Raw genomic sequence first — 23,288 nt, forward strand, 5'->3', positions numbered from 1 at the left:
CGATAGTTACATTTTGTAACATAACCGATGAGGAGTGATGGGATTGAGCAAGTTCCGTAAGCAGGCTTTCATCTTCTTTATTCTTAGCGTGTTGGTGCTCGCGTTCAGTGTAGTTCCGGCAGCAGCTGCAAGTGATGACTATGACATTTTTTTGAAACTGGATGGGATTAACGGGGATTCGATAACAAAAGGGTATGAGAAGTGGATCCAGCTGAATGATTTTTCGTTCGAAGTGGCAAATAAGGCGACGGTGGCTGCCGGAAGTGGATCTGGCTCAGGCAAAGCTACCGCCCAACCGATATCGATCAACAAAAATTTTGATTCAGCTTCGATTCCATTATTCTTAAATACAACGACGGGAAAAGCAATTGAGAAAGGCCAAATTGTTTTCGTCAAAAATACCGGAAATGAAAAGCAGGTTAGTCTTGTCATTGATTTGGAAAAAGTCCTCGTCAGCAATTTTAGCTTATACGATACGCATGAGAGCATTGAACTCACGTATGGAGCCATTACGTTTAAATACAATGTCGTTGGTCCTGATGGAAAGACGACAAGTACGGTGACGGGTGGTTGGGATTTTACAAAAAATCAGAAAAAGTAAGATAGATGAATAAGGATTTAGGGCTAGCGATAGGGCTTACTCGAGAGGACTGAAAAGGCCTTTTGGGTAGCCCTATTTTCATACAAGCAGGGGGATTATGTAAACTGTACTTCTCTTCTCGATGTCGATATAATTGGAATTATTTCTCAGATATTGAGGAGGGAAGAGCGTTTATGTTTATGGAAGAGGAGGTCATCGTATACTTGAGAGCGGGTTTCCTGATCGTAATGCTGCCAGTGATGGCGGTCGTCCTTTTCTTAATGCTAAAATTCAAGAGGATGGGATACGGATGGTTTTTGATCCATCTGGTGCTGTTCTCGATTGGAGCTCTTTGGTGGATACGGTTGCTTGAAACTAGAGCTTTTACCAGTTCTATTTATAATTCCCTCATGATCGCGATGATTGGTATTCTCTGGCTGATAAGTATGATCTTTTTTGTCAAAGGTTTATTTTCACTACGTAATAAGGGGGCGCGCGTGTGATTAGATCGGTGGGAATAGGGATTATCACGATGGCGGTAGTGTTGCTAAGCTCAGCTTGCTCGGATAAACTCAGTTCAACGACAAAGTCGAAGATGGTAGATAGTCAGACAAAAGCAGGCAACGCCTACACGATACTCGCGGAAAAGCTACGAACACCATGGTCGATTCAGTTCGATGAGGAAACGGTCTACGTAAGCGAGCGTGAAGGAAGTATTGTCAAAATAAGTAATGGCTCTGTGACACGTCAAAAGGTGAAGCTCAGCAAACCATTGAAGGTACAAGGAGAAGGAGGATTTCTTGGGATTCAACTAACTCCTGATTTTCATAATTCGCGCCAAGCCTATGCTTATCATACCTATGAGGAAGGCGGCAAGATTCTTAATCGCGTCATTGTTCTGCAGGAGAAAAATGGCGATTGGGCGGAAGTTAAATCACTCCTCGAAGGCATTCCTGGCGGTCATATCCATAATGGGGGCAGGCTTGCAATTGGTCCTGATCATATGTTGTATATTACAACCGGTGACTCGGGAGTAGACAAGCTTGCACAAGACGTGAAAAGTACAGCGGGCAAAATATTGCGCATGACACTGGATGGCAAGGTTCCATCTGATAATCCGTTCGCAAAGTCTTATGTTTATTCATATGGGCACCGAAACTCACAAGGTATTGCGTGGGACAAGCAGGGGCGAATGTTTAGCTCTGAACATGGTCCTTCAGGAGATCCTGGCGGGCATGATGAGATTAATCTCATTGAGAAAGGCAACAATTACGGATGGCCAGTCGTGATCGGAAACGAGAAAAAGGAAGGGATGGTAACGCCACTTTATCAAACGGGAGATAACGCTATTGCACCATCGGGGATTGCCATAGATTCGGAGGGGCAAATATTGATCGCAACCTTGATCGGGAAGAAGCTATACGGGTTCAATCCCGACACCAAGCAAATGGCTGCCGTATTGGAAAGTGAAGGGAGACTGCGCGATGTCAAGCTCCTTAATGGTGATATTTATGTGCTGACTAACAACACGGACGGTAGAGGAAGTCCTTCAGCGACCGATGACCGTCTTCTGATGCTTAAGAAGTAAAAGCAAAAAACCTAATCCATGCAGCAGTCGCTGAACGGATTAGGTTTTTTTATGACATCAGTTAAGTAGTGGTTTTTTTGAAAACGAGTACGGCATTATGGCCACCGAACCCAAAGGAGCTGGATAACCCGTAATTGAGCTCCGCCTTTCTGGCTACGAGCGGTACGTAATCGAGATCGCACTCTGGATCTGGATTCTCCAAGTTAATGGTAGGAGGGATTACGCCGTCTTGCAAGGTTTTGATCAGCGCGACTGCTTCTACACCGCCTGCTGCGCCGAGCATGTGCCCAATCATGGATTTGTTTGCGCTGATGGGAACGTCGTACGCGCGGCTGCCAAGAAGCCGCTTGATGGCGCGCGTCTCCGACAAATCACCGGCAGGCGTGCTTGTTGCGTGCGCGTTGATGGTGTCGAGCTCCTCTGGCGCCAGACCGGCATCGGCCAGCGCATCGCGCATGGCTCGGTAGGCACCCGCGCCTTCAGGATCGGTCGCCACGATGTGGTAGGCGTCCGAGGTTGAGCCATAGCCGATGATCTCGGCATGGATACGGGCACCGCGGCGCTCGGCATGCTCGAGCGACTCCAGCACGAGCACGCCGGCGCCTTCGGCGGCGACGAAGCCGTCGCGCTGCGCATCGAACGGGCGGCTCGCCTGCGTCGGCGCATCATTCCGCGTCGACAAGGCGGTCGCGTTGCCGAATCCCGCCAGCGCGAGATCGGTGATCGTCGCTTCGGCGCCTCCGGCAATGACGGCGTCTGCGCCTCCGCGCTGGATCAGCTTAAAGGCTTCGCCAATAGCATTGTTGCCTGTGGCGCAGGCCGTTACCGGCGCCAGGGTAGGGCCTTTGGCACCGAACAAAATGCTGACTTGCGCCGCTGCCATGTTGGCGATCATCATGGGCACGACGGTCGGACTGACACGGCTTGGTCCGCGGGACAGCAGAGTCCGGTAATTGTCCAGAATGGTATGAATCCCTCCAATACCAGAACCAATATAGACGCCGACGCGTTCCTCATTCGTTGCATCAATGGTAAGGTTAGCATCCTCCATGGCTTGCTTGGTTGCTGCAATAGCAAATTGTGTATATCGGTCCATACGGCGGACTTCTCGTCGACCGACGGCTGCTTCCGCATCAAAATCTCGCACAACCCCTGCGATACTGGTTTTATACTCGGATACATCCATATGATCGATTGTGGAAATGCCAGATGTTCCATTTATGAGATTTTGCCAAAAACGATCGACTTGATTGCCAATGGGCGTAATTACGCCCATTCCTGTCACAACTACACGCTTCATATCTAACGCCTCCTTGGATAGCTTTCATAACTTACTCTTAGTACCTGATATCAATAGCATGTCACACTTGTTATCCTATTACAAGTTATCGTTTATACTGGTATAATGACTTCTATGATGAGATGTGAAGGAGGAAAATGAAGTGAATACGAAGGAACGGCTGCAAGCCCTTTCCGCGTTCTTGACTACTCACCGGGCAAGGCTTAAGCCTAGCGATGCCGGGCTTCTTGGCGGCAGCCGAAGACGCACACCCGGCATCCGCAGGGAAGAAGTGGCGGCGATTGCTGGTGTGAGCACAACCTGGTATACGTGGTTAGAGCAGGGTAGAGAAATCAAAATGTCGGTGCAGGTATTGGACCGAATCGCGATTGCTTTACAGCTCAACGAGGATGAGCGGCAATATTTGTTCATGCTGGCTCTTGAGCAGCCCGCGCCCACGACGATTGTTGATCAGGCACCGACAGTTTCGCCTGCTTTGAATCGAATTTTGGAGGAGCTTCACGATTGCCCCACCATTATTTCGGATCGCAGATGTAATATCGTCGGTTGGAATCAAGCGGCGGCGGCAGTTTTTCTGGATTTTGCGCGGGTTCCGCTGGAAGAACGCAATCTGATTTGGCTGCTTTTTACGAGGAAAGAATTAAAAGCTTTGGCTGTGAACTGGCGTGATTTTGCGATGGGCTTTTTGGCGATGTTTCGTTCCTATTATGGGCAATATCTGGGAGATAATTGGTATAGCGAGTTTATTGAGCGCATTAGCGGAGAAAATCAGGATTTTCGGACATTTTGGAATCAGAGTGATGTGAGCAGCGCTCCGGAAGTGTTCATCGAGTTTCGTCATGCGAAGGTAGGGAAGCTTTTATTTGATTTGACGACATTGCAGGTGCAGGGTCGAGCTGATTTAAGATGCAGTGTGTATACAGCGTCACCTGGTTCGGATTCGGATTCTAAAGTAAAGCTGTTGATGAGTAAAATTTAGGGTATGAGGATGGTGGGGATATGATGCTGTCTTTTAGAAAAATGAACGAGAACGACTACGACTTTTTGATGGATATGCAGTATGAATCGATTCACATTTTGGAGAACAAACCACCTAAACTGGAATTGTTTAATGCTCCTCATCTTAAGAAATATCACGAGGGCTGGGGAAGACAAGGGGATATGGCTTTACTAGCTTTAATGGACAATGTGCCGGTAGGCGCAGGTTGGTACAGGTTATTTGATGACTCCAATCGAGGGTATGGATTTGTTGATCGCGAGACTCCGGAGCTAGGGATTGCTGTTTTACCTGCGTATCGAGGTCAAGGAGTGGGCGTTAAGCTGATGCAGGAGTTAATCGAACAAGCACAGAAAGATGGCTTCCCATCTTTATCTTTAAGTGTTGATCCGAGTAATCAAGCCGCTGTGCGTTTGTATGAGAAGCTCGGGTTTGTGTTTTGCGGCGTCGTGGGGACCTCTTGGACAATGAAGTTAAGTTAGTCTGAATTTTTGGTGAAGCAAGTGTCGCGGATGGCTTTAGGGTGAGTATTACTGGAGCCGCAGCGGCAGGAAAAACTACCGTTAATCTGCTCAATGCCAGTCCGGGCAGCGCAATAACTGGAGAAGCTCCTGCTAAATCGTCACACACTTCCCGAATTAGCCTAAATCTCTTCTGGTTAAATGGAGTTAATCCATGTAAATAGCCCAAACGTGGCTAAGAGGAGGGAATTAGCAGGAGTAATCCGCGTTATTCATAAAACATCAAGGTGCTCGCCTCGCCTAGTTAGGCCTGTTCGTTTATAGCACACAAAAAAAGGAACGCTATCCAGCGTTCCTTTTAAGCAGCTCTATTTACGTATGAGATAGTTTTTTGTCCTCACGTTCCAGTGCTTTCTGCTGCTCCTTGGTGAAGGTACAACGAAGTTTGGCTAATCCGGTATGTTCGTTGACGTAGATGATTCTAACAATGCCATGGATCGATTTCAGTTGTTTAGTCCATTCTCGCGGATCGAACATGAACATCAACTCCTTTTGAAAACGCTTTATTCTTTAATTCATCTTATGTGCATGGGACAAGTTTCATGCCTAAGGTATGGAAATGCTAAAAAAGTGGCATTCTGGTTAGTAATGACATGATTGTACGGTGGGTGAAAAGATTGAAAGTAGAAAAGAGTCAATCTGCAATATGTTCGTATTGTGAGGAATCAGCAACATTTCGGATCGGTAACGACGAGTACGCGCTGCATGCTTGTGATCGTCACGAAGATTCTGCGTATAACGAATTCGATTTCGTGAGCGGGGAGGACTCGTGGCGCATCATTTCCATCGCGTCGCACGGCTTTCCTGAACAGGCCATCATTTAAACAGGAGGGATTCATATTCGTTTATTTCATTTGAGTTACATTCTTTTTTTCAGTGCGGTGCTGCTTGCTGGCATCATTGGAATCGCTTGGTTTGTTTTTCATCGCAGAAAAAGAAAAGCGCGTAATGGTCATGGTTAGAAACCATAAATTAGTTTATGCAAAGAAGCCTCCACATTCCACTAAATAGGTGGAAGAGGAGGCTCTTTTGTTTTCAGCGGACACCTTTCATAAAGCCTTGAATTTTTGGAGTCATCAGAAAGAGTATGACGCTTAGGACCAATGCAATCACGCCGATAACACCGAAATACAGCATTTCCGAGTCGGGCGAGTAAAATTTCACAATCTGCGCATTGATGGCCTGGGCCGCGGCATTTGACAAGAACCACAAACTCATGGTCTGGGCTAAAAAGGCCGCAGGTGCTAACTTGGTCGTTGCCGAGAGACCTACAGGAGATAAACATAATTCTCCGATCACGACAATGAAATAGCTGAGCACTAGCCATAATGGATTAACGAGCGACTCCTTGCCACCGAAATAAGCGGGCAGCAGAATGACGAGAAAGGATACGCCGGCCAGCAGCAAACCTAATGAAAACTTGGTGGGAATGGAAGGCTGCCGGTCACCGAGCTTGACCCAAATCCACGCAAAAATCGGCGCAAATACGATAATAAATAACGGATTCAAGGATTGGAACCAAGCTGGAGAGATATGTATGCCTGCAAAATCAAGTTGTGTCCGCCGGTCCGCGTAATTGGCGAGAATCGTTGATCCCTGCTCCTCAATAGCCCAGAACATGACAGACGCAATAAACAGCGGGATATAGGCGAGAACTCTGGAGCGCTCGATACTTGTGGTCTTAGGGCTTCTGTACATGACAATGAAATAAATGGTTGGAATCAGGATACCCAGCAGGCCAACGATGGCGCTAAACGTCTGGAAAGTGAGGTAACCGGCAGGGATCGTTATGACAAGTAATAGGATGATGATTACGGCGCCTAGCCCAATCCATGTCAGGACCTTCGTTTTTTCCGACGGAGAGAGCGGGTTTACGACAAATGTGCCAGCGAGTCCCAAGTTTTTTTTCTTCGTAAACAGAAACACAGCTAACCCAAGAAACATGCCGATTGCCGCTAATCCAAAACCCAAATGGAAATTCACATTCATCCCTACAGTGCCAACGAGCAATGGGGCAAGGAACCCTCCAAGATTGATACCCATGTAGAAAATGCTGAATCCTGCATCGCGACGGGCGTCCTCTTCACTATATATTTCACCGACAATGCTGGATACGTTTGGTTTTAGCATGCCTGTCCCTAACACAATCAGTACCATAGAAACAAAAAATAACGCGACGCTTCCTGGTATGGCTAATACAATATGGCCGAGCATAATGAAAATGCCGCCATATAGAACAGCCTTTGAATTTCCAAAAATCCGGTCAGACAGCCACCCGCCAATAATGCCGGACATATAGACAAGCGAGCCGTAAATCGACATAATGGCAAGAGCGGTATTTTCGGCAATTCCCAATCCGCCTTTGGACACTTCATAATACATATAGTAAACAAGAATTGCGCGCATACCGTAATAGGAAAAACGCTCCCAAAATTCCGTGAAAAAGAGTGTGAATAACCCTTTCGGGTGACCGAGGAAACCGTGTTGTGGAACACTTGAGACAATCTCCTGTTTTTTATGGATATCGGACATGAAGCAATCTCCTTTATTTAAGCTAGTTGTGAGTCTCCTGCAGTATCCCTACAAGGTAGATTTCCCAGGTAGATAAAGTTCTACACTTTAATTAAGTTCTTATTCGAAGGAAAGGGGAATTCATGCTAAAATATGCTGCAGCCATCGTGGTAACGATCGTCTTGGGGCTAAGCTCAAGAAGGTTCCCGAAAGTATTTCCTGATATCATCGCTGTCAATGCCGGAGACATCCTTTGGGCAAGCATGATTTACTTTGGGTTTCGGTTTATTTGTACTAAAAGATCGTTAGCTTGGGCAGTAGGATGGAGCGTAATCTTCTGCTTTGGCATTGAATTCAGTCAATTATACCAAGCGGAATGGATCGTAGCGGTTAGAAGGACAGTCGTTGGCTCGCTGATCCTTGGAAGAGGTTTTTTGACCATTGATTTAGCTCGATATGTGATAGGAATTGCTGCTGCATGGCTCTTTGACAAGTATGTCTTCCAGCGCAGCAATCGTTAATTCAGTCAGCTTTGGAGATGATGTAATGGAAATTAGAATCATTCAAAAAGAGCAGGTCTGGCAGCTGCGGCATGAAGTGATGTGGCCGGAGCGGGAACTGGCTTATGTTCAACTTTCGGATGACGATGAAGGCGTGCACTATGGACTTTTTGAAGGGGATGCACTTCTTTCTGTCGTATCGCTATTTATCCAGGGTGAAGAAGCTCAGTTTCGAAAATTTGCCACCAAAGTATCCGATCAAGGCAAAGGCTACGGCAGCCATCTGCTTCGCCACATGTTTACGGAAGCTAAACAAGCAGGTGTGAAGCGCATTTTTTGCAATGCGAGGAGCAACAAGGTTTCTTTTTATGAAAAATTCGGGTTGACCGTAACAGATAAACAATTTACTAAAGGCGGAAAAGATTACGTTGTCATGGAACACCATGTCTTTCCGGAAGCTGATCTAGCCCAAATAAGAAAGGAAGATTCACATGTCTAAAAAGCTGTACTACGATTCTGCCTATATCCGAGAATGGCAAACAACGATCAGCCGCGTTATGGAGAGAGAAGACGGGTATTATGTCCTCTTGGATGAGACAGCCTTTTATCCACATGGGGGCGGACAGCCTTGCGATGAAGGGCATATCAACGGCGTTCCTGTATTGGATGTCATCAGTGAAGAGGAGAATGTGCTGCATAAAGTGGCGAGTCTACCTGGAGAGGGCATTGTATCCTGCGAGGTGAATTGGCAGCGAAGGTTCGATCATATGCAGCAGCATAGCGGTCAACATCTGTTATCCGCGGTATGCCGCGATCTCTACCAGGCAATGACCGTCTCTTTCCACTTGGGAACGGATTATGCCACCATTGATGTGGAACAGCCGGAACTCTCACCTGACCAGTTGGCAGCTATAGAGAGAGAAGTTAATGAGCAGATCTATAAGAACCGAACAGTCACCAGTTATTTCGTTACGGATGAGGAATTGGCCAAACTGCCGCTGGTGAAACAACCCAAGGTGACGGAGAATATCCGCATTGTCGAAATTCAAGGTGTGGAATATAACGCGTGCGGAGGCACGCATGTTTCGTCAACTGGTGAAATCGGGATGATCAAGCTGCTGAAAGCGGAGAAGCAGAAGGGGAATACGCGGATTTATTTTAAATGCGGATATCGTGCACTCCAGGAGTTTAATGATAGTTTGAAGATTTTGGGCGCACTATCCATCAAATTCAACACGGGGAAAGACGAAATTATCGATCGCTTGGAGAAATGGGAATTCGAGACGAAACAATTGCAAGCGGAATTAGCCCAGTTAAAAGAGGAGAACGACACTTATGTAGCAGGTGAGCTCCTCTCCCAACGAGAAGGGAACTTGATTGTCCGCGTGTTCGAAAATAAGTCCCTGAAAGATTTGCAAAACCTCGCTGGCAAGCTGGCGGTTCAGAGCGATTGCCCAGTCCTTCTTGCCACCCTTGCGGAGAACAAAGTTGTACTAGCGAATAATAGCGCATCGTTATCCTGCGGCGTTTTCTTCAATGCGAATTTGGCTGCCTACCAAGGGAAAGGCGGCGGGAGCGACAAAATCGCCCAAGCGGGATTTCCGTCATGGGATGACGCCGCAGCTTTCTTGGAGCACGCTAAAAAACAGGCAGCTCACCTTCTTTAGGGTCAGCTGCCTGTTCTACGGTTAATCGGCGGATGAGCGCTGCTTCTGCCATAGCGTTTCAAGCTCGGGGAGCAAACGAACGCTTTCCTGTTCATTTGGATCCGTTCTTGCCAGCAGGGCGGTGCAGGACTCGCTTTCGCTAGGGTTATAGGGCATATGAGGCATCCCGGCAGGGATGTACAGAAAATCGCCTTCCTCCACCTCCATATGCTGGTCGAGTTTCTCGCCGTACCACATGGCCGATTTCCCTTGCAGCATGTAGATGGCTGTTTCATGTTGTTCATGCAGGTGGGCCTTTGCTCTCTTGCCAGGGGGAATCGTTAGCAGATGCATGCATATACCTTGCGAGTCAACGCTTTCCTTGGATATGGCCTCCGCATAGTCGAAGCCTTGTTTGCCATGGTATGTGCGAGATGAACGAATGAGTCGACAAGATCGTGTTGGCTCCATGTTCAAACACACCTCCTTCTGATTCAAACTATTAAGATGGATGAAATTTCATGCAAAAAACCCTCATCTAAGTAGATGAGGGTTTTCGATTGATCATTAGCAAGGACGGAAAGGGAAAAAAGGTCTAGTATCCAGTAAGGCAATAGCCAAAAGATCAAACAGGACGAGCGGTAAAATAAACGGCAAAAATGAAATTTGCGCCTTGTTCCCATTCCGGGACGGCTTCAAATAGACTTTATTATTGTCCACTTTGACTATGGTACCCTTGTAAGTGCCGTGTGTTGTTTTGATCATTACTTCTCGATTGAGGTACTTCTTACAAATTCGATAGGAATCCACTTTTTTCATCGTGATACCTCCTCTCTAGCTGTCTTATTCTAGTATATGTTCGTCCAATAGAACTAGTGCGTGGGAATAGACAGGAATGGGAGAAAGATCCAATAAGTATTTTGCCGAATAAATGATATAATCAATAAGCAAATTACACCGCTGTCCCATAAAATTGCAGGGTTAAGGAAGAGTAGATCGATATGTACAAGAAGTCAGCAGTAAGGGTAAAAAGCTCTTTGAAAGTGACCTTCCTCTATGTCTTGTTTGGAAGTTTATGGGTCATTCTATCAGATCGATTCATCGATAGCGTGAAGTTGACCGATGCCATTTCCGTAAATTCATCAAAAGGACTTTTTTATGTCGTTATTACCGCATTTATTTTGTATTTTTGTTTAAAGCGGTTGAAAAAGGCGTTGTTGGAAAGCGAGGAGCGGTATCGAATCCTGGTGGAACATTCACCGGAGCCAATCGTGGTTCATAGCGAAGGGATTATCATCTTCATTAACCCTGCCGGTGCCAGAGTTTTAGGTGCGAACTCGCCTGAGGAACTCATCGGGCAATCCGTGATGACATTTGTGCACCCCGATTTTGCAGATATAACGATGAAACGTATCCGTCAAATCATCGAAGAAAAGCAGCCAACAGAACCGATGGATCAAAAGTTTTTACGGCTCGATCAGCAAGTTATCGATGTAGATGTAAGAGAGGTGCCAATCGTCTTTCTTGGTAAACCTGCGGTGCAGTTATTATGCCGAGATATTACGGAGCATAAACGGGCGCAATGCATGCTGGAAATGCGGGAACAGAGCTATAAATCGCTTGTGGAGCACAATCCCGATGCGATTTTCACGATGGATTTAAAGGGGAATGTGCTGTCAGTTAATGCGGCTACTGAGAAAATTACTGGCTATACGGAAGAAGAATGCACGCAGCAAATATTTCAGCCCTTTCATGTGTCCAGTGACCAAGAGAAGGCATGCGAGCTATTTGTAAAAGCGATGCAGGGCGAATCCAATAATACGGAAATAACGCTAATGCATAAAGAAGGAAATCAAATCGAATTAAATTTGAAAATGGTTCCCATCTATATTAATGATAAAGTTGACGGCGTATATGGCATAGCCAAAGATATTACAGAACGTAAACGGACGGAAGAGCTGCTGCTCAAATCAGAAAAGCTGTCTATCGTTGGACAGCTTGCGGCAGGGGTTGCCCATGAGATTCGAAATCCATTGACTTCGCTGAGAGGTTTTGTGCAGCTTCTACAGTCAAAAGTAGAAAATTATCAGTATTATTTTCAAATCATGTTATCGGAACTGGACCGAATTAACGATATCGTGAGCGAGTTTATGGTCATTGCGAAACCGCAGGTGATCAATTTTGAAATGAGAGATATCCGGAAGATCCTTCAAGATGTCATCTCCTTGCTACAAACCCAAGCTATTCTTAATAATGTGCAAATTCATACAGAGGTCATGACTGAAATTCCTTTCATCAAGTGCGAGGAAAATCAACTGAAACAGGTCTTCATTAATATTCTTAAAAATGCGATTGAGGCCATGCCGGATGGAGGAAATGTCACCATCGAGTTGAAGCAGGATGACGACAAGGTTCAGATTCGTTTCATTGACGATGGCTGCGGCATCTCGGCGGAGAGATTGGCGCTACTAGGCGAACCTTTCTACACAACCAAGGAAAAAGGGACGGGCTTAGGTTTAATGGTTTGTCATAAAATCATCGAAGCTCACCGTGGATGCCTCAAAATTGAAAGTGAAATTGAGCAGGGAACGACCGTACAAGTATTTCTGCCGATTGATGAAGAAAGTACGGTTAGATGAGCTTAAAAACAAAAAAAAGGACTGCTCCATAAGTAGATTATCTACTAGGAGCAGTCCTTTTTATAATGGATGAACGGTTATTTTTTCACGCGTTCCCGTACGACTTTTTCAATAATTAATTTATGTCCGAGCATGCCCATGAGACGAATCAGTCCGGTTGTTCTTCCGGAAATGATATGACGATGGCCGTCAGCAACGTTCGTTTGGATCGAAAACCGGTGAAAATGGTTGGGACCATTGCCAATGTTGAGACCTGTTTGACCGGAGTAGGAATGTCTGTGTCCGTCCGCTGTTGTTGTAGTGCCGCGGAAATTGTGACGGTGTCTGCCATTATCAGGAATGAACAAATCAGTCAAATTCCCAAAAGCATGTTGATGCCCTTGCACGCGAGTCGTCAAACCCTCCATTCGATGTTTGAACTGAACAGGTCCTTCATCTCCTTGCTTGACTTTTGCCATGATCCCATCATCCTTTCGAAACAAGATGCTATTAAAGTATGTACCGCTTTCAAACTTGGTTTGGACAGACGACCAAAAAAGGACCTATTTATGGGAGCGGAATAGGACGAGTTTAATCTTGATAAGATGATAGAAAACACCAGATTTCTCATACATCATGTATGCCGTAATAGAGTAGGAGTGGTTGAAGTTGAGCGTAATAGGAAAGGGCATCCCAAGACTTGAATCCCGAGATAAGGTAACCGGTTTCGCTACATATTCGAACGATACACAATCTCCAGGCATGCTGCATGGTTGGCTCGTGACCAGCCCCTATTCGCATGCGTTAATTTTATCGATTGATATTACGGATGCGCTGGCAGTGAGCGGTGTTCACGCCATAGTTCGGGGAGAGGATTCCCCCATCCTAACAGGTACTCTTCTAGCAGACCGCCCGCCGCTTGCCTGGAAAAAAGTGAGGTATTACGGCGAGCCGATTGCCGTCGTTGTGGCGGAAACGGAGCAGATGGCTAAACGCGCAGCAGCCTGTATACGAGTGGAATACGAGCAGCTTCCTGTTGTTCATTCACCCAGCGGCGCCTTACAACGGAACGCCCCATTAATTCATGAAGATTTGGGCAGCTGTCAAAAGTTCGGGGATGTGTATCCCGTTCCAGGAACAAATATCGGCAATTTAGTCAAAATCAGAAAAGGTGACATGGCCTCAGGTTGGGCAGCTAGTGAAGTGACGGTGGAAGGAACATATGCGTTCAACTCGTCCGATCATTGCGCGATGGAACCGCGTTGTGCCATCGTTGAAGCAAAACCGAGCGGTATAATCAACATCCAAACGTCGACGCAGGATCCTTTTATGATTAAACGTGCTTTCGAGCGCTTTTTTCAAGTTGAGCAGTCCAAGGTGATCGTGCATGTGCCTTTAGTAGGCGGGGGATTTGGCGGCAAGGGCTCCATTCAATTGGAATACATGGCTTATCTAGCGTCCAAAGCTTGCGGCGGCCGTCCTGTCAAAATCAATAATTCCCGTGAAACGGATATGGTCAGTTCCCCTTGTCACATTGGGCTGGAAGCAAAAGTGAAGCTCGGCGCTACCCGAGAAGGCAGACTAACAGCAGCTGAAATCACGTTTTTATTTGATACAGGGGGCTATACAGACGAGGGAGCTACGGTGACCGTAGCGGGAGCCATCGACTGCACAGGGCCTTATCGCTTGGATAACGTGTGGTGCGACTCTCTATGTGTCTACACGAATCATCCTTATGCTACGGCATTTCGGGGATTTGGGCATACGGAAGCTCTTTATTGTCTGGAGCGTACGATGGATATGCTTGCGAAAAAACTCGGGATGAATCCTTTGGATTTGCGGTTTCGCAATGCGATTGAGCCGGGGGATACGACACCAACGCAAGCACCGCTTACACGAAGCTCGGTAGGGGATCTACCTCTATGCATTCGTAAGTTGAAGACGCTGATCGAGTGGGATCAGGGTCAATGGACGAAGGTTGACCGTGATAAAGTCAGGGTGAAAGGTATGGCCTGTGTGTGGAAAGCCTCGGGCTCCGGCATCGATACCGGAAGCGGGGCTACGATCACATTCAATCACGACGGCAGCGCGAATCTCAGCGTAGGTTCGATCGAGATAGGCCAAGGAAACCGCACCGTCATGGCGCAGATCCTTGCCGAGCAGCTGGATATGGATGTGAAGGATGTCCATGTCAAAATGGACGTGGATACCCAAATCACACCGGAACATTGGAAAACAGTGTCAAGCAGCAGTACGATGATGGTCGGTCGTGCTGTTCAGGACGCAGCTGAAGATGTGATCGCCCAGCTGAAAGCTAATGCCTCGATCGTCCTGCAAGTGCTGCCGCAAGATCTCGCAGTCGGCCGTGGCATGATTTATGTCAAAGACGATCCGATCATCAGTCTAAAAGTCAGTGAAGTGGTCAGCGGTTACCAATATCCGAATGGCAGTGCTTCGGGCAAACCGGTTATCGGCCGCGGCAGATACCGTGTCCATGATATTACGAGGCTTGATCCCGAAACGGGGAAAGGAATCCCAAGCCAGCAATGGACCGTTGGTGCACAAGCCGTTGAAGTTGAATTTGATACTCGCGAGTGTACGTATCGTGTTCTTCGGGCAGCTTCTGTTTTTGATGCGGGAAAAGTCATTAATGAAGCCACAGCACGCGGGCAGGTGGTAGGCGGAATGAACATGGGGCTGAGCTTTGCCACGCGGGAGGGGTTTCTGTTTAATCAGGCGGGGCAAGTGCTTAATCCGCAGCTGCGGTCCTACAAATTAACCCGGTTCGGCGATCATCCGGAATATTTGGTCGAATTTGTGGAGACGCCTTTCACAGAAGGTCCTTTTGGTGCCCGCGGTGTTGGGGAGCATGGAACCATAGGGATGGCTCCTGCTCTGGCGAACGCCTTATCGCTTGCAGCCGGCATTGAATTGAACGTACTGCCTTTGACACCAGAGGTGATCTGGCAATCGATGGGGAGGGGCCAATGATTTCATTTGACTTTGAATATTATAAGCCGACTACCTATGATGAAGCGGTATCAATCTATCAGAACATGAATGCAAGCGGTAAATCACCCTTGTATTATGCCGGTGGTACTGAAATCATCTCCATGGCGCGCATGGATCAGCTTCGCACTGGTGCGGTAATTGACATGAAAGGGATTCCCGAATGCCGCGTATTTCAATTTCATCATAACCAGCTTGTCATTGGCGCAGCACTTACACTCAATGAGCTTGCGGAGTCGCCTTTGTTTCCATTACTTGCGGACACTGTTCGAGACATCGCTGATCATACGATTCGCAATAAAATTACAATTGGCGGCCTCCTATGTGGAAAGTTCATCTATCGGGAGGGGCTGCTGCCCTTTCTCCTAGCGGACAGCGAGGTTATTCTGGCCGGCCCTAGCGGAGTGCGTCAAATTCCCATTCGCCAGATTTTGAATGGAGAGCCGCGCTTGGAGAAGGGTGAACTTCTCGTGCAAATCATAACCAATGCCAACTATTTGGAAATGCCGTATGTGACGATAAAGAAGACCAAATTGGAACGAATTGATTATCCAATCGTCCGCATAGCTGGGCTTCATACAGGAGAAGAGATTCGCATGGCTTTCAGTGGAGTCAGTGCGATACCGTTTCGATCAAAGAAAATCGAAGAAATTTTAAACGATACCTCACTCTCCTTGGAAGCTCGTGTTGATATCGCCATTCAATGGTGGCCTGTGCCGATTTTGAATGACATTCTTAGCTCATCTGCTTATCGGACATTTGTGCTTCGCAACACACTATTGGATGCTATGGCAGCTCTGGAACAGGGGAGGCGTTGAGGATGAGCGGGACGATCAAAAGTGAAGTTGAATTCGTTGTCAACGATAAGCGGCATCATGCTGTCATTCGATCCGCGGATACGCTATTGCGAGTGCTGCGGGAGCAATTGGGGTTAACTGGAGCAAAAGAGGGCTGCGAAAATGGCGATTGCGGTGCATGTACGGTGAATGTGGATGGAGTTCCTATCAAATCGTGCCTGATGCTGGCCATTGAAGCACCGGGATGCAGCATCACGACCATTGAAGGGTTAGGCGGAGATGCTCCCATGCAAAGGGCTTTCGTCGAGCATTTTGCTTTTCAGTGCGGATTCTGCACACCAGGTTACATTATGGTGGCACATGCTTTGAGCCAGCAATGCCCGAATGCGAGTGAAGACGTGATGCGTAGATGGCTTCAATCCAATATTTGCCGCTGTACAAGTTATGAGGAGATTGGGAAGGCTGTCAGGTCTGTGATCTCAAACTCGCAGAAATAGGTGGAGGGAACTACGGTCCTCTATTTCCGTGAAAACTCACATCATCCACTCAGATGGGGAACTACAGTTCGCTATTTTGTCATTTCTACTGAGAATCGCGTTGTTGAGGACAAATAAGTGCCTGTAGTTCCACTCAAAGTTCAAAATAGCTCGTTTTTCTCCAGATAGAGGACCACAGTTCCCTTAAATATTCGGATGCGGGAGCCCTGCTCATTTTTTATGAAAGGAAATGAAAGGTCATAGTTAGGAGGATCCTGGGGATAGACGGATCAGGTTAAGAACAAACATGTCAACTATTATTTTATTTCGTGGGAAAGCTGGGACAGGCAAAACTACCTTATCCAATGAACTTGGTAAAAGGCTCAAGACAGCTGTGCTTCATAAAGATGATATTTATGATTCGGTCGCCAAGCATGTCTCCGCACATGAGGCGAGAAATCAGATCTGTTTTGATTTTCTGTACCGGTTTCTTGAAACGGTTATTGCGACGGAAGCAGATGTAATTCTTGATTATGGTTTTAATCACTCGGATGATGTGTTGAAGTTTAAGCATTGGATCGAGGAAAAAGGTGGGAAGTTGAAGACGCTGATCTGCATATGCAGCGATGAGTCTATTTGGGCGCAGCGACTTGCTGAGAGAAGCAATGAGCCAAAGGCTAATCAATTAATAACCGATTTAGATGAGTTAAAGGAACATTATAAGCATGTTAGATTGGAATTTTTGGATGGTGAACTTGTTTTGGACACGGTTCAGCCGATCGATTCTCTAATGGATCAGGTTTTCAAGTCTATTTGAATGAGCTACTATATACATGTAGATATAATCAATTTAGGAGGCAATGGAATGAATAAAATCGAGCTTTTGCTTCATGGATGGGATAGCTGCTATGAGAATGAGGATTGGTATCCGCCGCTTACGGATGCCCTCAAAGGTTTGACTGCCGAGCAGGCCAACTGGCGGCCGGAAGGCGAGTATGTGAATACGATTGCCGAGAATTTGAATCATTTAATTTTTTATAAAGAACGATTGTTGTATCGAATGACTGGAGCAGAGTCCGAATATCCGGATATGACGAATGATGATACGTTTGTTGTGGCATCTACTTCAGATGAGACATGGGAGGCAACTTTGGCTCGTTTGCAAGCTGTTCATCAAGGTATTCGGGATCGGATCGCGCAGTGGGAGGAGCATGATTTTGAATATGTGTATCCGAATCGTTCGCAATCCGTTGGGCGTTGGGTGAACAGTCTGATTATGCATGATGCCTATCACACAGGACAGATCATGTTTATCCGGAAGCTGCAGGGATCTTGGCCATCCCGTCGTTCTTTTGAATAAAAAATGAGAGGTGCGAGGCTTGACGGAGTTTGACTGGTCAAGCTTTTTCGCTGTTTATAGAGGGATTTGCCGTTTTATTTCGAATAAAGAAAATAACTGATTGTAAGGAGGTCTCATCGAGACATGAACATGGATATGGCATTGCCGCAAGCGGCTCCAGAACAACTAGGGATAAATGGTGATAAATTACAACTTGCTTTCCAATTGTTGGATCGTGAAGAGGAAGCCGGTGAAATACCAGGTGGCGTGGCCATCGTGGGTCGAAAAGGGACTATCGTAGGAACGTATGCCGTTGGTCACTCGATTATTTCGGACGATACGCAGCTAAAGGTAACGGAAGATACGATTTATGACTGTGCTTCTTTGACCAAAGTAATGGCGACACTTCCCTTGATTATGCAGCTGATCGATCGTGGCGAGCTGCGCCTCAGAGACCCGATCACCCGGTTCTTCCCTGAATTCTCAGGGAATGGGAAGGAAGAGGTGACGGTGAAACATCTATTGTCTCACACGTCCGGGCTGCAGGCTTTCAAGGATTTGCATTCTCATGGCTGGACGCCTGAGCAGATTAAGGCTGCCGTTCTCGGAGAGGGTTTGAGCCATTCTTGCGGCAGCAGTTATGCGTACAGTGATTTTAACTATATCATTCTTGGTGAATTGGCTGCGAAGCTGTTTAGCATGCCGCTAGATGAGGCCGCTAACCGATATGTGTTTGAACCGCTGGGGATGCACGATACGGGTTATTGTCCGGCGAAAGAATTGCAGTCGCGAATAGCGGCAACGGAGTTCATGGACGGCGCTTATCGATGGGGCGAGGTGCATGACGAGAACGCTTGGGCAATGGGGGGCGTCAGCGGGCATGCCGGTGTTTTCTCGACGGCGAGGGATGTTGCGAAATATGCGGCCATGTGGCTGAACCATGGGAAGCCTGCTGCAGACGGCCTTGGCCATGTTCTGTCAAGTGCATCCGTAGCAGCAGCCACTCGTAGCTACACGGAAGACAAGGTAAATGCTAGCCGTGGCCTTGGTTGGGTGCTGAAGGGGGATGTCTGGGACGCTTCGGGGGATTTGTTTTCCTCGCAAAGCTACGGGCACACGGGGTTCACAGGGACCAGCGTATGGATGGATCCCCAAAGCAGCGTTTTCGCCGTATTATTGACCAACCGTGTGCACTTTGGACGCGAGAAATCTGTCGTACGGCTGAGGGATTGCTTTCATAATGCCATTGCCGCATCGATTGAACCCTAAAGGTGGAAAAAGTACCAGATGAGGTGGAATCGCTTCATTGCTAAGGGTTTAGCGCTGCTTGATAATGAGGATAGGAAGTAAATCTCATTGTTGGGGGAGCGAATCGCCATGCGTAACGTCCACACAGGTCACCAGGTCCACATCACATCTGAGCAGATGAAGCATTATCAGGAACAAGGCTATATCATTTTTGAAAGTCTCTTTTCAGAAGAAGAGATGGATCGTATTTGCGGTATCATTGACGGCTTCGACGAAGCCTCAGAGAAAGCCTTGCGCGCGAAAGGCAAGGAATTCATCAGCAGATCAGGTCAAATTAATTTTACTGCAAATTTGAATTTCCTAAGCGCAGAGCTGCAGCAATTTATTGCAGATCAGCGTTTTGTTGATATTACGACTACAATACTGGGACCCGACATCAAGCTGTACTGGGATCAGTCCGTGTACAAACGTCCGGAAGCAGACAAAGACTTTCCATGGCATCAAGATAACGGATATGTACCGACGGAGCCGATCCACTATGTCACATGTTGGCTAGCGCTTGAAGACGCTACGGTGGATAACGGCTGTATCTGGGTTCAGCCACGTACGCACTTGGATGGTTTTGTGGAGCATGTGAAAACAGATCTCGGCTGGGTTTGTTATTTTGGAGAAGAAAAAGGCATACCGGTTGAATTAAAAAAAGGCAGCATGGTTGTCTTCCATTCCTTGCTCTTCCATCGCAGTACGCCAAACTTGAGCAAAACGCAGACACGCAAAGGTTATGTGGTGCAGTACTCGGTGGACGGATCTTTTAACCCGAATACTGGTCAATTATTCAAGAACGGACCGCTGATTGCAAAAGACGGGAAGTCTGCGTATGAAGGTTTTGTAACTAGAGAGAATTGTTCTTAGTGATTCTAGGCAATACACGGGAAATCGGTTAAGTTGAACATATGAGGTGATTGTCAATGTCGACGAAACCGCCCGAATGGGTAGAAGGACCGTGGTCCGTTCAGCTGCATAGCGTGAATCGGTCGCCGTATGTCAAGCTTCACATGGAAAATCGTAGTTTTCCGAATTGGATCATTAGTTATGTGAAAACCGGCCATGTCACGACAGGCACAGGAGGCGAAACCCATACGGCGAAAGCGGGTGATGTGATGCTTCATCCGCCTGGGCTGCCTTTTTCGGAGCATGCGAATGTTGGCGGTGTTCACTTATGGATGCAGGTTAGCATTCTGTGTTCCCATCAATTCGACCTCCTGATGCTCTATCGCGTTTCACCGGTTATTACCCTGCCTGAGCCTGGCCGTTATGAGGCTGTATTCACCAAATTGCTTGCCGATTGGGGAAATCGGGAGCTGTCTTTTCGTGATTTGAAACTCACAACTGCGATGCTGCAGCTAACGGAAATGATTCTAACCGGTTGGGAAAAAGCAGGAAATCCGGAGCGTTCAAGCGCATACAGCTCACCTGGCGATCGCTTCGCCCGGTTAATTGGACAAATGTCCATGCGGCTGGAAGAGAAGCTGACCAGAGAGGAACTTGCTTCGCTAGTTTGTCTGAGTGCGAACTATATGGACAGAGCGTTTCAGCAGCAGTTTGGACTAACCCCCATGCAAATGCTTCGAGATATGCGTCTTAAGCGTTCCAAGCAGCTGCTCGAAATGAGCGAAGAGACGCTGGAATCTATTGCTGCGCAATGTGGATTCACGGATGCGTCCTATTTATGCAAACAATTTAAGAAAGAGTACGGTGTTCTTCCTGGGGAATATCGCGAGTCTGTCCGATACAAACAATTCGAAAATGTGTATGGTTAAGGTGAATTCATGCAGGAACAACTAGATGAGCTGGTTCGTTATTATTTTGAGGAAGCTGATTATGAGATGGAAGCCGTTCCGTTTGGACTTACCAATTTAACAAAAATAGTGAAGTTAAACGACCGAAGATATGTCCTCCGTATCTATAATCGACATACGAAACATGTAGAGGGCATCGAGTTGGAATCAAGGACGACATCATTTTTGGTGAACAGAGAGCTGACTTTTCAAGTGCCAGAATTTCTTCCAACTTTAAGTGGGGACGATTATGTTCGATTGTCTGACGGAAGCTTAGGCGCTGTTGTCGTCTTTCTTGAAGGCACGAATCACGTGCTTGCAAATGTCCATGATGCTGCTGAATTCGGACGTGTTGTTGGTGAAATGAGCCAGGGACTCCAACAATTCGATAGAAGTGGGCTCGATTATCAAGGCATATCATTTTTGGATTTTTACAATCTTCATCCGCTTGCGGATCAAAGCGCTGTTGACGCTTTTATCGAAAATCCATCGTTTCATATTCCAGAAGCTTCCTTGAATTTTTATAGAGCCAAGGTCGAATCCGTGGAAAACAGTGTCAGGGAGATAAAAAAACTTCCTATTCAGCTTGTTCACCATGATTTGTTAATATTTAATTTGTTAGCTCAAAACAACCGCATTTGCAGCGTATTGGATTTTGATTTTATATCGGTGGATACGAGCTTTCTGGAGTTTGCGATTTGCTTGAATCATCTTTTACAGATGTCGAATGGTTCAATTGAGATGGCGGAGGCTTTTGTAAAAAGGTATTCAGCTTATAAAACGCACAGCGTGCAAGAGATTGAACAACTGCGGAATTTAACTCAGCTCTATCATGTCGCTGTGCTGCACATCTATATCGGCCAGCATTATGCGGGCATCGACATCCAACATAACTTCACCTACATTTTGAATCAATTCATACATAGAGATACGTGGTTAATGGAGCATGGCAAAACTATTGAGCGGATGCTGATAGCTTATATTGTTGGGTGAAGGTCATCAGAGCGAGGATTAACTGGAAATTGCTATCTATTCCAGATTTATCTGAGGAATTCCACAAATTAGCGGTAATATGTACCGTTAACTTAAAGATTCAGTCGCATAGTTTCAAAAAAAAAGGCTATCCCTCAGTCAGTGGTGACTTTGGGACAGCCCTTATTTTATTACCAGGCGTAAGCCCGTGGAGCATCTCCGCCGGGTCCCGGGAAGATTTCATCCAACTTGCTTAATGTGGATTCATCGAGTTGGATGTCAACCACACGTAACGTATTTTCGAATTGTTCCAACGTACGAGGTCCGATAATCGGTGCCGTCATGGCCGGATGAACGAGGGTCCAAGCCAAGGCTACATTCGCTTCGCTCTCGCCGAGTTCCTTGCATAATGCGGAGAAGGCTTCCAGTTTGGCGCGATGTTTTTCAACACGCTCAGGGTTGCTCGCGCGCTTCGAGCCCGTGACTGGATTTAATGCGTTACCACCGAGCAGACCGCCATCGAGCGGACTCCAAGCGATAACGCCAATACCCAGCTCTTCAGCGGCTGGAAGGACTTCCAGCTCAGGCAATCTGCAAAGTAAGCTGTATTTATGCTGCTCCGACACAAGGCCAAGGAGATGACGGGATTTGGCTTCATATTGCGATTTCACCAGATCGCGCCCGGCGAAGTTGCTGGAGCCCACGTAGCCGATTTTGCCTTGGTACACAGGAACTTGAAAAGCTTCCCAGAGCTCATCCCAAGATACATTACGATCTACGTGATGCATCTGGTACAACTCGATATGATCGGTTTGAAGACGGCGTAAGGAAGCGTCCAGGTGACGACGTAGCTTATAAGCGGATAACCCGCCTTCACGGTTCGGTCCATCGTTAGCGTCATGCATATCACCGTAGAATTTGGTGGCGATAACGGTCTTCTCACGGCGATTGCCGCCTTGAGCGAACCATCGGCCAATAATCTCCTCGGTGCGGCCTGAATTTTCGCCCCATCCATAAATGTTGGCTGTATCAAAAAAGTTGATTCCGGCATCTAGAGCAGCATCCATGATGCGAAAAGCTTCTTGTTCATCGGTATCTACACCGAAGTTCATCGTTCCCAAGCACAATTGGCTTACTTTTAAGCCTGAACGTCCCAAATAACTATATTTCATCGTAATCTCCTCCACAAAAGTTAAGGTTGGGCAAAGCTTGTTCTTATCCACCACTCCCATCATACTAGATTCTCAGAGGGGGCAGAAGTACGCACTTTTCTTTTATTTAGTAGACATTGTGATACCTACTCACTTAAAGGTAAGCGCTTATTTGTAGCCGTAATTTAGCAATAATG

General features: G+C 46.9%; 26 protein-coding genes. 19 read left to right on the forward strand and 7 right to left on the reverse strand.

Annotated elements, in window-relative coordinates:
* The first annotated feature begins 43 nt into the window (after positions 1–43).
* The 3 genes from RQP52_RS05080 (at position 44) to RQP52_RS05090 (ending at position 2,168) form a co-directional block, all read left to right on the forward strand.
* Positions 44–601 carry an Hcp family type VI secretion system effector gene (locus RQP52_RS05080; RefSeq protein WP_315949854.1) on the forward strand — a complete coding sequence of 186 codons (558 nt, stop codon included), beginning with the start codon at positions 44–46 and terminating at the stop codon, positions 599–601.
* A 173-nt stretch (positions 602–774) separates the two neighbouring features.
* Positions 775–1,083 (forward strand): hypothetical protein, encoded by a 309-nt coding sequence (locus RQP52_RS05085; protein WP_315949856.1) that lies wholly within the window; start codon positions 775–777, stop codon positions 1,081–1,083.
* A complete protein-coding gene (locus RQP52_RS05090) occupies positions 1,080–2,168 on the forward strand; it encodes a PQQ-dependent sugar dehydrogenase (protein WP_315949857.1) in 1,089 nt (362 codons plus the stop codon). The genes RQP52_RS05085 and RQP52_RS05090 overlap by 4 nt, the downstream gene beginning before the upstream one ends.
* 61 nt (positions 2,169–2,229) lie before the next feature.
* Here the strand turns inward: RQP52_RS05090 and fabF are convergent, their stop codons facing one another.
* Complete coding sequence (fabF, locus tag RQP52_RS05095; RefSeq protein WP_315949858.1) at positions 2,230–3,468, reverse strand: beta-ketoacyl-ACP synthase II; 1,239 nt, start codon at positions 3,466–3,468, stop codon at positions 2,230–2,232.
* A 142-nt stretch (positions 3,469–3,610) separates the two neighbouring features.
* On the opposite strand from fabF, the gene RQP52_RS05100 reads away from it, so the two are divergent.
* The gene (locus RQP52_RS05100; RefSeq protein WP_315949859.1) at positions 3,611–4,447 is read left to right on the forward strand and encodes a helix-turn-helix transcriptional regulator; all 837 of its coding nucleotides are present in this window, start codon (positions 3,611–3,613) and stop codon (positions 4,445–4,447) included.
* Between the two features lie 20 nt (positions 4,448–4,467).
* Positions 4,468–4,947, forward strand: a complete 480-nt coding sequence (locus tag RQP52_RS05105; protein WP_315949861.1) for a GNAT family N-acetyltransferase — start codon at positions 4,468–4,470, stop codon at positions 4,945–4,947.
* A gap of 351 nt (positions 4,948–5,298) precedes the next feature.
* On the opposite strand, the gene RQP52_RS05110 is transcribed toward RQP52_RS05105, so the two are convergent.
* A complete protein-coding gene (locus tag RQP52_RS05110; RefSeq protein ID WP_157326507.1) occupies positions 5,299–5,463 on the reverse strand; it encodes a hypothetical protein in 165 nt (54 codons plus the stop codon).
* Positions 5,464–5,579: 116 nt separating this feature from the next.
* On the opposite strand from RQP52_RS05110, the gene RQP52_RS05115 reads away from it, so the two are divergent.
* The gene (locus RQP52_RS05115; RefSeq protein ID WP_315949864.1) at positions 5,580–5,810 is read left to right on the forward strand and encodes a hypothetical protein; all 231 of its coding nucleotides are present in this window, start codon (positions 5,580–5,582) and stop codon (positions 5,808–5,810) included.
* A gap of 211 nt (positions 5,811–6,021) precedes the next feature.
* Here RQP52_RS05115 and RQP52_RS05120 read toward each other — a convergent pair whose 3' ends face one another.
* Positions 6,022–7,518, reverse strand: a complete 1,497-nt coding sequence (locus RQP52_RS05120) for a peptide MFS transporter (protein WP_315949865.1) — start codon at positions 7,516–7,518, stop codon at positions 6,022–6,024.
* Between the two features lie 122 nt (positions 7,519–7,640).
* Here RQP52_RS05120 and RQP52_RS05125 point away from each other — a divergent pair, with 122 nt between their 5' ends.
* Genes RQP52_RS05125 through RQP52_RS05135 form a run of 3 tightly spaced genes read left to right on the forward strand, consistent with a single transcriptional unit; the run spans position 7,641 to position 9,664 of the window.
* Entirely contained in the window at positions 7,641–8,018 is a 378-nt protein-coding gene (locus RQP52_RS05125) for a ribosomal maturation YjgA family protein (protein WP_315949866.1), read from the forward strand.
* A 25-nt stretch (positions 8,019–8,043) separates the two neighbouring features.
* Positions 8,044–8,496 (forward strand): GNAT family N-acetyltransferase, encoded by a 453-nt coding sequence (locus RQP52_RS05130; protein WP_315949867.1) that lies wholly within the window; start codon positions 8,044–8,046, stop codon positions 8,494–8,496.
* Positions 8,489–9,664 carry an alanyl-tRNA editing protein gene (locus RQP52_RS05135; protein WP_315949868.1) on the forward strand — a complete coding sequence of 392 codons (1,176 nt, stop codon included), beginning with the start codon at positions 8,489–8,491 and terminating at the stop codon, positions 9,662–9,664. The genes RQP52_RS05130 and RQP52_RS05135 overlap by 8 nt, the downstream gene beginning before the upstream one ends.
* Positions 9,665–9,685: 21 nt before the next feature.
* On the opposite strand, the gene RQP52_RS05140 is transcribed toward RQP52_RS05135, so the two are convergent.
* Positions 9,686–10,114, reverse strand: coding sequence for a cupin domain-containing protein (locus RQP52_RS05140; RefSeq protein WP_315949869.1), 429 nt, complete (start codon positions 10,112–10,114; stop codon positions 9,686–9,688).
* 96 nt (positions 10,115–10,210) lie between these two features.
* Positions 10,211–10,462, reverse strand: a complete 252-nt coding sequence (locus RQP52_RS05145; protein WP_315949870.1) for a hypothetical protein — start codon at positions 10,460–10,462, stop codon at positions 10,211–10,213.
* Between the two features lie 182 nt (positions 10,463–10,644).
* Between RQP52_RS05145 and RQP52_RS05150 the strand changes: the two genes are divergently transcribed.
* Positions 10,645–12,282, forward strand: a complete 1,638-nt coding sequence (locus RQP52_RS05150; RefSeq protein ID WP_315949871.1) for a PAS domain-containing sensor histidine kinase — start codon at positions 10,645–10,647, stop codon at positions 12,280–12,282.
* A 77-nt stretch (positions 12,283–12,359) separates the two neighbouring features.
* Here the strand turns inward: RQP52_RS05150 and RQP52_RS05155 are convergent, their stop codons facing one another.
* Positions 12,360–12,740 (reverse strand): YmaF family protein, encoded by a 381-nt coding sequence (locus RQP52_RS05155; RefSeq protein ID WP_315949872.1) that lies wholly within the window; start codon positions 12,738–12,740, stop codon positions 12,360–12,362.
* A gap of 190 nt (positions 12,741–12,930) precedes the next feature.
* Here RQP52_RS05155 and RQP52_RS05160 point away from each other — a divergent pair, with 190 nt between their 5' ends.
* The 9 genes from RQP52_RS05160 (at position 12,931) to RQP52_RS05200 (ending at position 21,961) form a co-directional block, all read left to right on the forward strand.
* Positions 12,931–15,252: a xanthine dehydrogenase family protein molybdopterin-binding subunit gene (locus RQP52_RS05160; RefSeq protein WP_315949873.1), complete on the forward strand. Its 2,322-nt coding sequence runs from the start codon at positions 12,931–12,933 to the stop codon at positions 15,250–15,252.
* Positions 15,249–16,088: an FAD binding domain-containing protein gene (locus RQP52_RS05165; protein WP_315949874.1), complete on the forward strand. Its 840-nt coding sequence runs from the start codon at positions 15,249–15,251 to the stop codon at positions 16,086–16,088. Before RQP52_RS05160 ends, RQP52_RS05165 begins: the two co-directional genes overlap by 4 nt.
* A gap of 2 nt (positions 16,089–16,090) precedes the next feature.
* Positions 16,091–16,564, forward strand: a complete 474-nt coding sequence (locus RQP52_RS05170) for a (2Fe-2S)-binding protein (RefSeq protein WP_315949875.1) — start codon at positions 16,091–16,093, stop codon at positions 16,562–16,564.
* A 286-nt stretch (positions 16,565–16,850) separates the two neighbouring features.
* Positions 16,851–17,360, forward strand: a complete 510-nt coding sequence (locus RQP52_RS05175; protein ID WP_315949876.1) for an AAA family ATPase — start codon at positions 16,851–16,853, stop codon at positions 17,358–17,360.
* 48 nt (positions 17,361–17,408) lie between these two features.
* Positions 17,409–17,903: a DinB family protein gene (locus tag RQP52_RS05180; RefSeq protein WP_315949877.1), complete on the forward strand. Its 495-nt coding sequence runs from the start codon at positions 17,409–17,411 to the stop codon at positions 17,901–17,903.
* A gap of 123 nt (positions 17,904–18,026) precedes the next feature.
* Positions 18,027–19,151, forward strand: a complete 1,125-nt coding sequence (locus tag RQP52_RS05185) for a serine hydrolase domain-containing protein (protein WP_315949878.1) — start codon at positions 18,027–18,029, stop codon at positions 19,149–19,151.
* Positions 19,152–19,259: 108 nt separating this feature from the next.
* Positions 19,260–20,042: a phytanoyl-CoA dioxygenase family protein gene (locus tag RQP52_RS05190; protein WP_315949879.1), complete on the forward strand. Its 783-nt coding sequence runs from the start codon at positions 19,260–19,262 to the stop codon at positions 20,040–20,042.
* 56 nt (positions 20,043–20,098) lie between these two features.
* On the forward strand, positions 20,099–20,950 hold the full coding sequence (locus RQP52_RS05195) for an AraC family transcriptional regulator (RefSeq protein ID WP_315949880.1): 852 nt from the start codon (positions 20,099–20,101) through the stop codon (positions 20,948–20,950).
* Between the two features lie 9 nt (positions 20,951–20,959).
* On the forward strand, positions 20,960–21,961 hold the full coding sequence (locus tag RQP52_RS05200) for a phosphotransferase enzyme family protein (RefSeq protein ID WP_315949881.1): 1,002 nt from the start codon (positions 20,960–20,962) through the stop codon (positions 21,959–21,961).
* A gap of 170 nt (positions 21,962–22,131) precedes the next feature.
* Here RQP52_RS05200 and RQP52_RS05205 read toward each other — a convergent pair whose 3' ends face one another.
* Positions 22,132–23,112, reverse strand: a complete 981-nt coding sequence (locus RQP52_RS05205) for an aldo/keto reductase (protein WP_315949882.1) — start codon at positions 23,110–23,112, stop codon at positions 22,132–22,134.
* Between the last annotated feature and the right edge of the window lie 176 nt (positions 23,113–23,288).

The sequence above is a fragment of the Paenibacillus violae genome, assembly GCF_032461945.1.
In the GTDB taxonomy this organism is placed as follows: domain Bacteria; phylum Bacillota; class Bacilli; order Paenibacillales; family NBRC-103111; genus Paenibacillus_E; species Paenibacillus_E violae.

Bases quoted from the DNA above. Each gene is read 5' to 3' on its own strand.
- RQP52_RS05085 (WP_315949856.1), top strand. From the start codon at position 775: ATGTTTATGGAAGAGGAGGTCATCGTATACTTGAGAGCGGGTTTCCTG.
- fabF (WP_315949858.1), bottom strand. From the start codon at position 3,468: ATGAAGCGTGTAGTTGTGACAGGAATGGGCGTAATTACGCCCATTGGC.
- RQP52_RS05105 (WP_315949861.1), top strand. From the start codon at position 4,468: ATGATGCTGTCTTTTAGAAAAATGAACGAGAACGACTACGACTTTTTG.
- RQP52_RS05110 (WP_157326507.1), bottom strand. From the start codon at position 5,463: ATGTTCGATCCGCGAGAATGGACTAAACAACTGAAATCGATCCATGGC.
- RQP52_RS05115 (WP_315949864.1), top strand. From the start codon at position 5,580: ATGATTGTACGGTGGGTGAAAAGATTGAAAGTAGAAAAGAGTCAATCT.
- RQP52_RS05120 (WP_315949865.1), bottom strand. From the start codon at position 7,518: ATGTCCGATATCCATAAAAAACAGGAGATTGTCTCAAGTGTTCCACAA.
- RQP52_RS05125 (WP_315949866.1), top strand. From the start codon at position 7,641: ATGCTAAAATATGCTGCAGCCATCGTGGTAACGATCGTCTTGGGGCTA.
- RQP52_RS05130 (WP_315949867.1), top strand. From the start codon at position 8,044: ATGGAAATTAGAATCATTCAAAAAGAGCAGGTCTGGCAGCTGCGGCAT.
- RQP52_RS05135 (WP_315949868.1), top strand. From the start codon at position 8,489: ATGTCTAAAAAGCTGTACTACGATTCTGCCTATATCCGAGAATGGCAA.
- RQP52_RS05140 (WP_315949869.1), bottom strand. From the start codon at position 10,114: ATGGAGCCAACACGATCTTGTCGACTCATTCGTTCATCTCGCACATAC.
- RQP52_RS05145 (WP_315949870.1), bottom strand. From the start codon at position 10,462: ATGAAAAAAGTGGATTCCTATCGAATTTGTAAGAAGTACCTCAATCGA.
- RQP52_RS05150 (WP_315949871.1), top strand. From the start codon at position 10,645: ATGTACAAGAAGTCAGCAGTAAGGGTAAAAAGCTCTTTGAAAGTGACC.
- RQP52_RS05155 (WP_315949872.1), bottom strand. From the start codon at position 12,740: ATGGCAAAAGTCAAGCAAGGAGATGAAGGACCTGTTCAGTTCAAACAT.
- RQP52_RS05165 (WP_315949874.1), top strand. From the start codon at position 15,249: ATGATTTCATTTGACTTTGAATATTATAAGCCGACTACCTATGATGAA.
- RQP52_RS05170 (WP_315949875.1), top strand. From the start codon at position 16,091: ATGAGCGGGACGATCAAAAGTGAAGTTGAATTCGTTGTCAACGATAAG.
- RQP52_RS05175 (WP_315949876.1), top strand. From the start codon at position 16,851: ATGTCAACTATTATTTTATTTCGTGGGAAAGCTGGGACAGGCAAAACT.
- RQP52_RS05180 (WP_315949877.1), top strand. From the start codon at position 17,409: ATGAATAAAATCGAGCTTTTGCTTCATGGATGGGATAGCTGCTATGAG.
- RQP52_RS05185 (WP_315949878.1), top strand. From the start codon at position 18,027: ATGAACATGGATATGGCATTGCCGCAAGCGGCTCCAGAACAACTAGGG.
- RQP52_RS05190 (WP_315949879.1), top strand. From the start codon at position 19,260: ATGCGTAACGTCCACACAGGTCACCAGGTCCACATCACATCTGAGCAG.
- RQP52_RS05195 (WP_315949880.1), top strand. From the start codon at position 20,099: ATGTCGACGAAACCGCCCGAATGGGTAGAAGGACCGTGGTCCGTTCAG.
- RQP52_RS05200 (WP_315949881.1), top strand. From the start codon at position 20,960: ATGCAGGAACAACTAGATGAGCTGGTTCGTTATTATTTTGAGGAAGCT.
- RQP52_RS05205 (WP_315949882.1), bottom strand. From the start codon at position 23,112: ATGAAATATAGTTATTTGGGACGTTCAGGCTTAAAAGTAAGCCAATTG.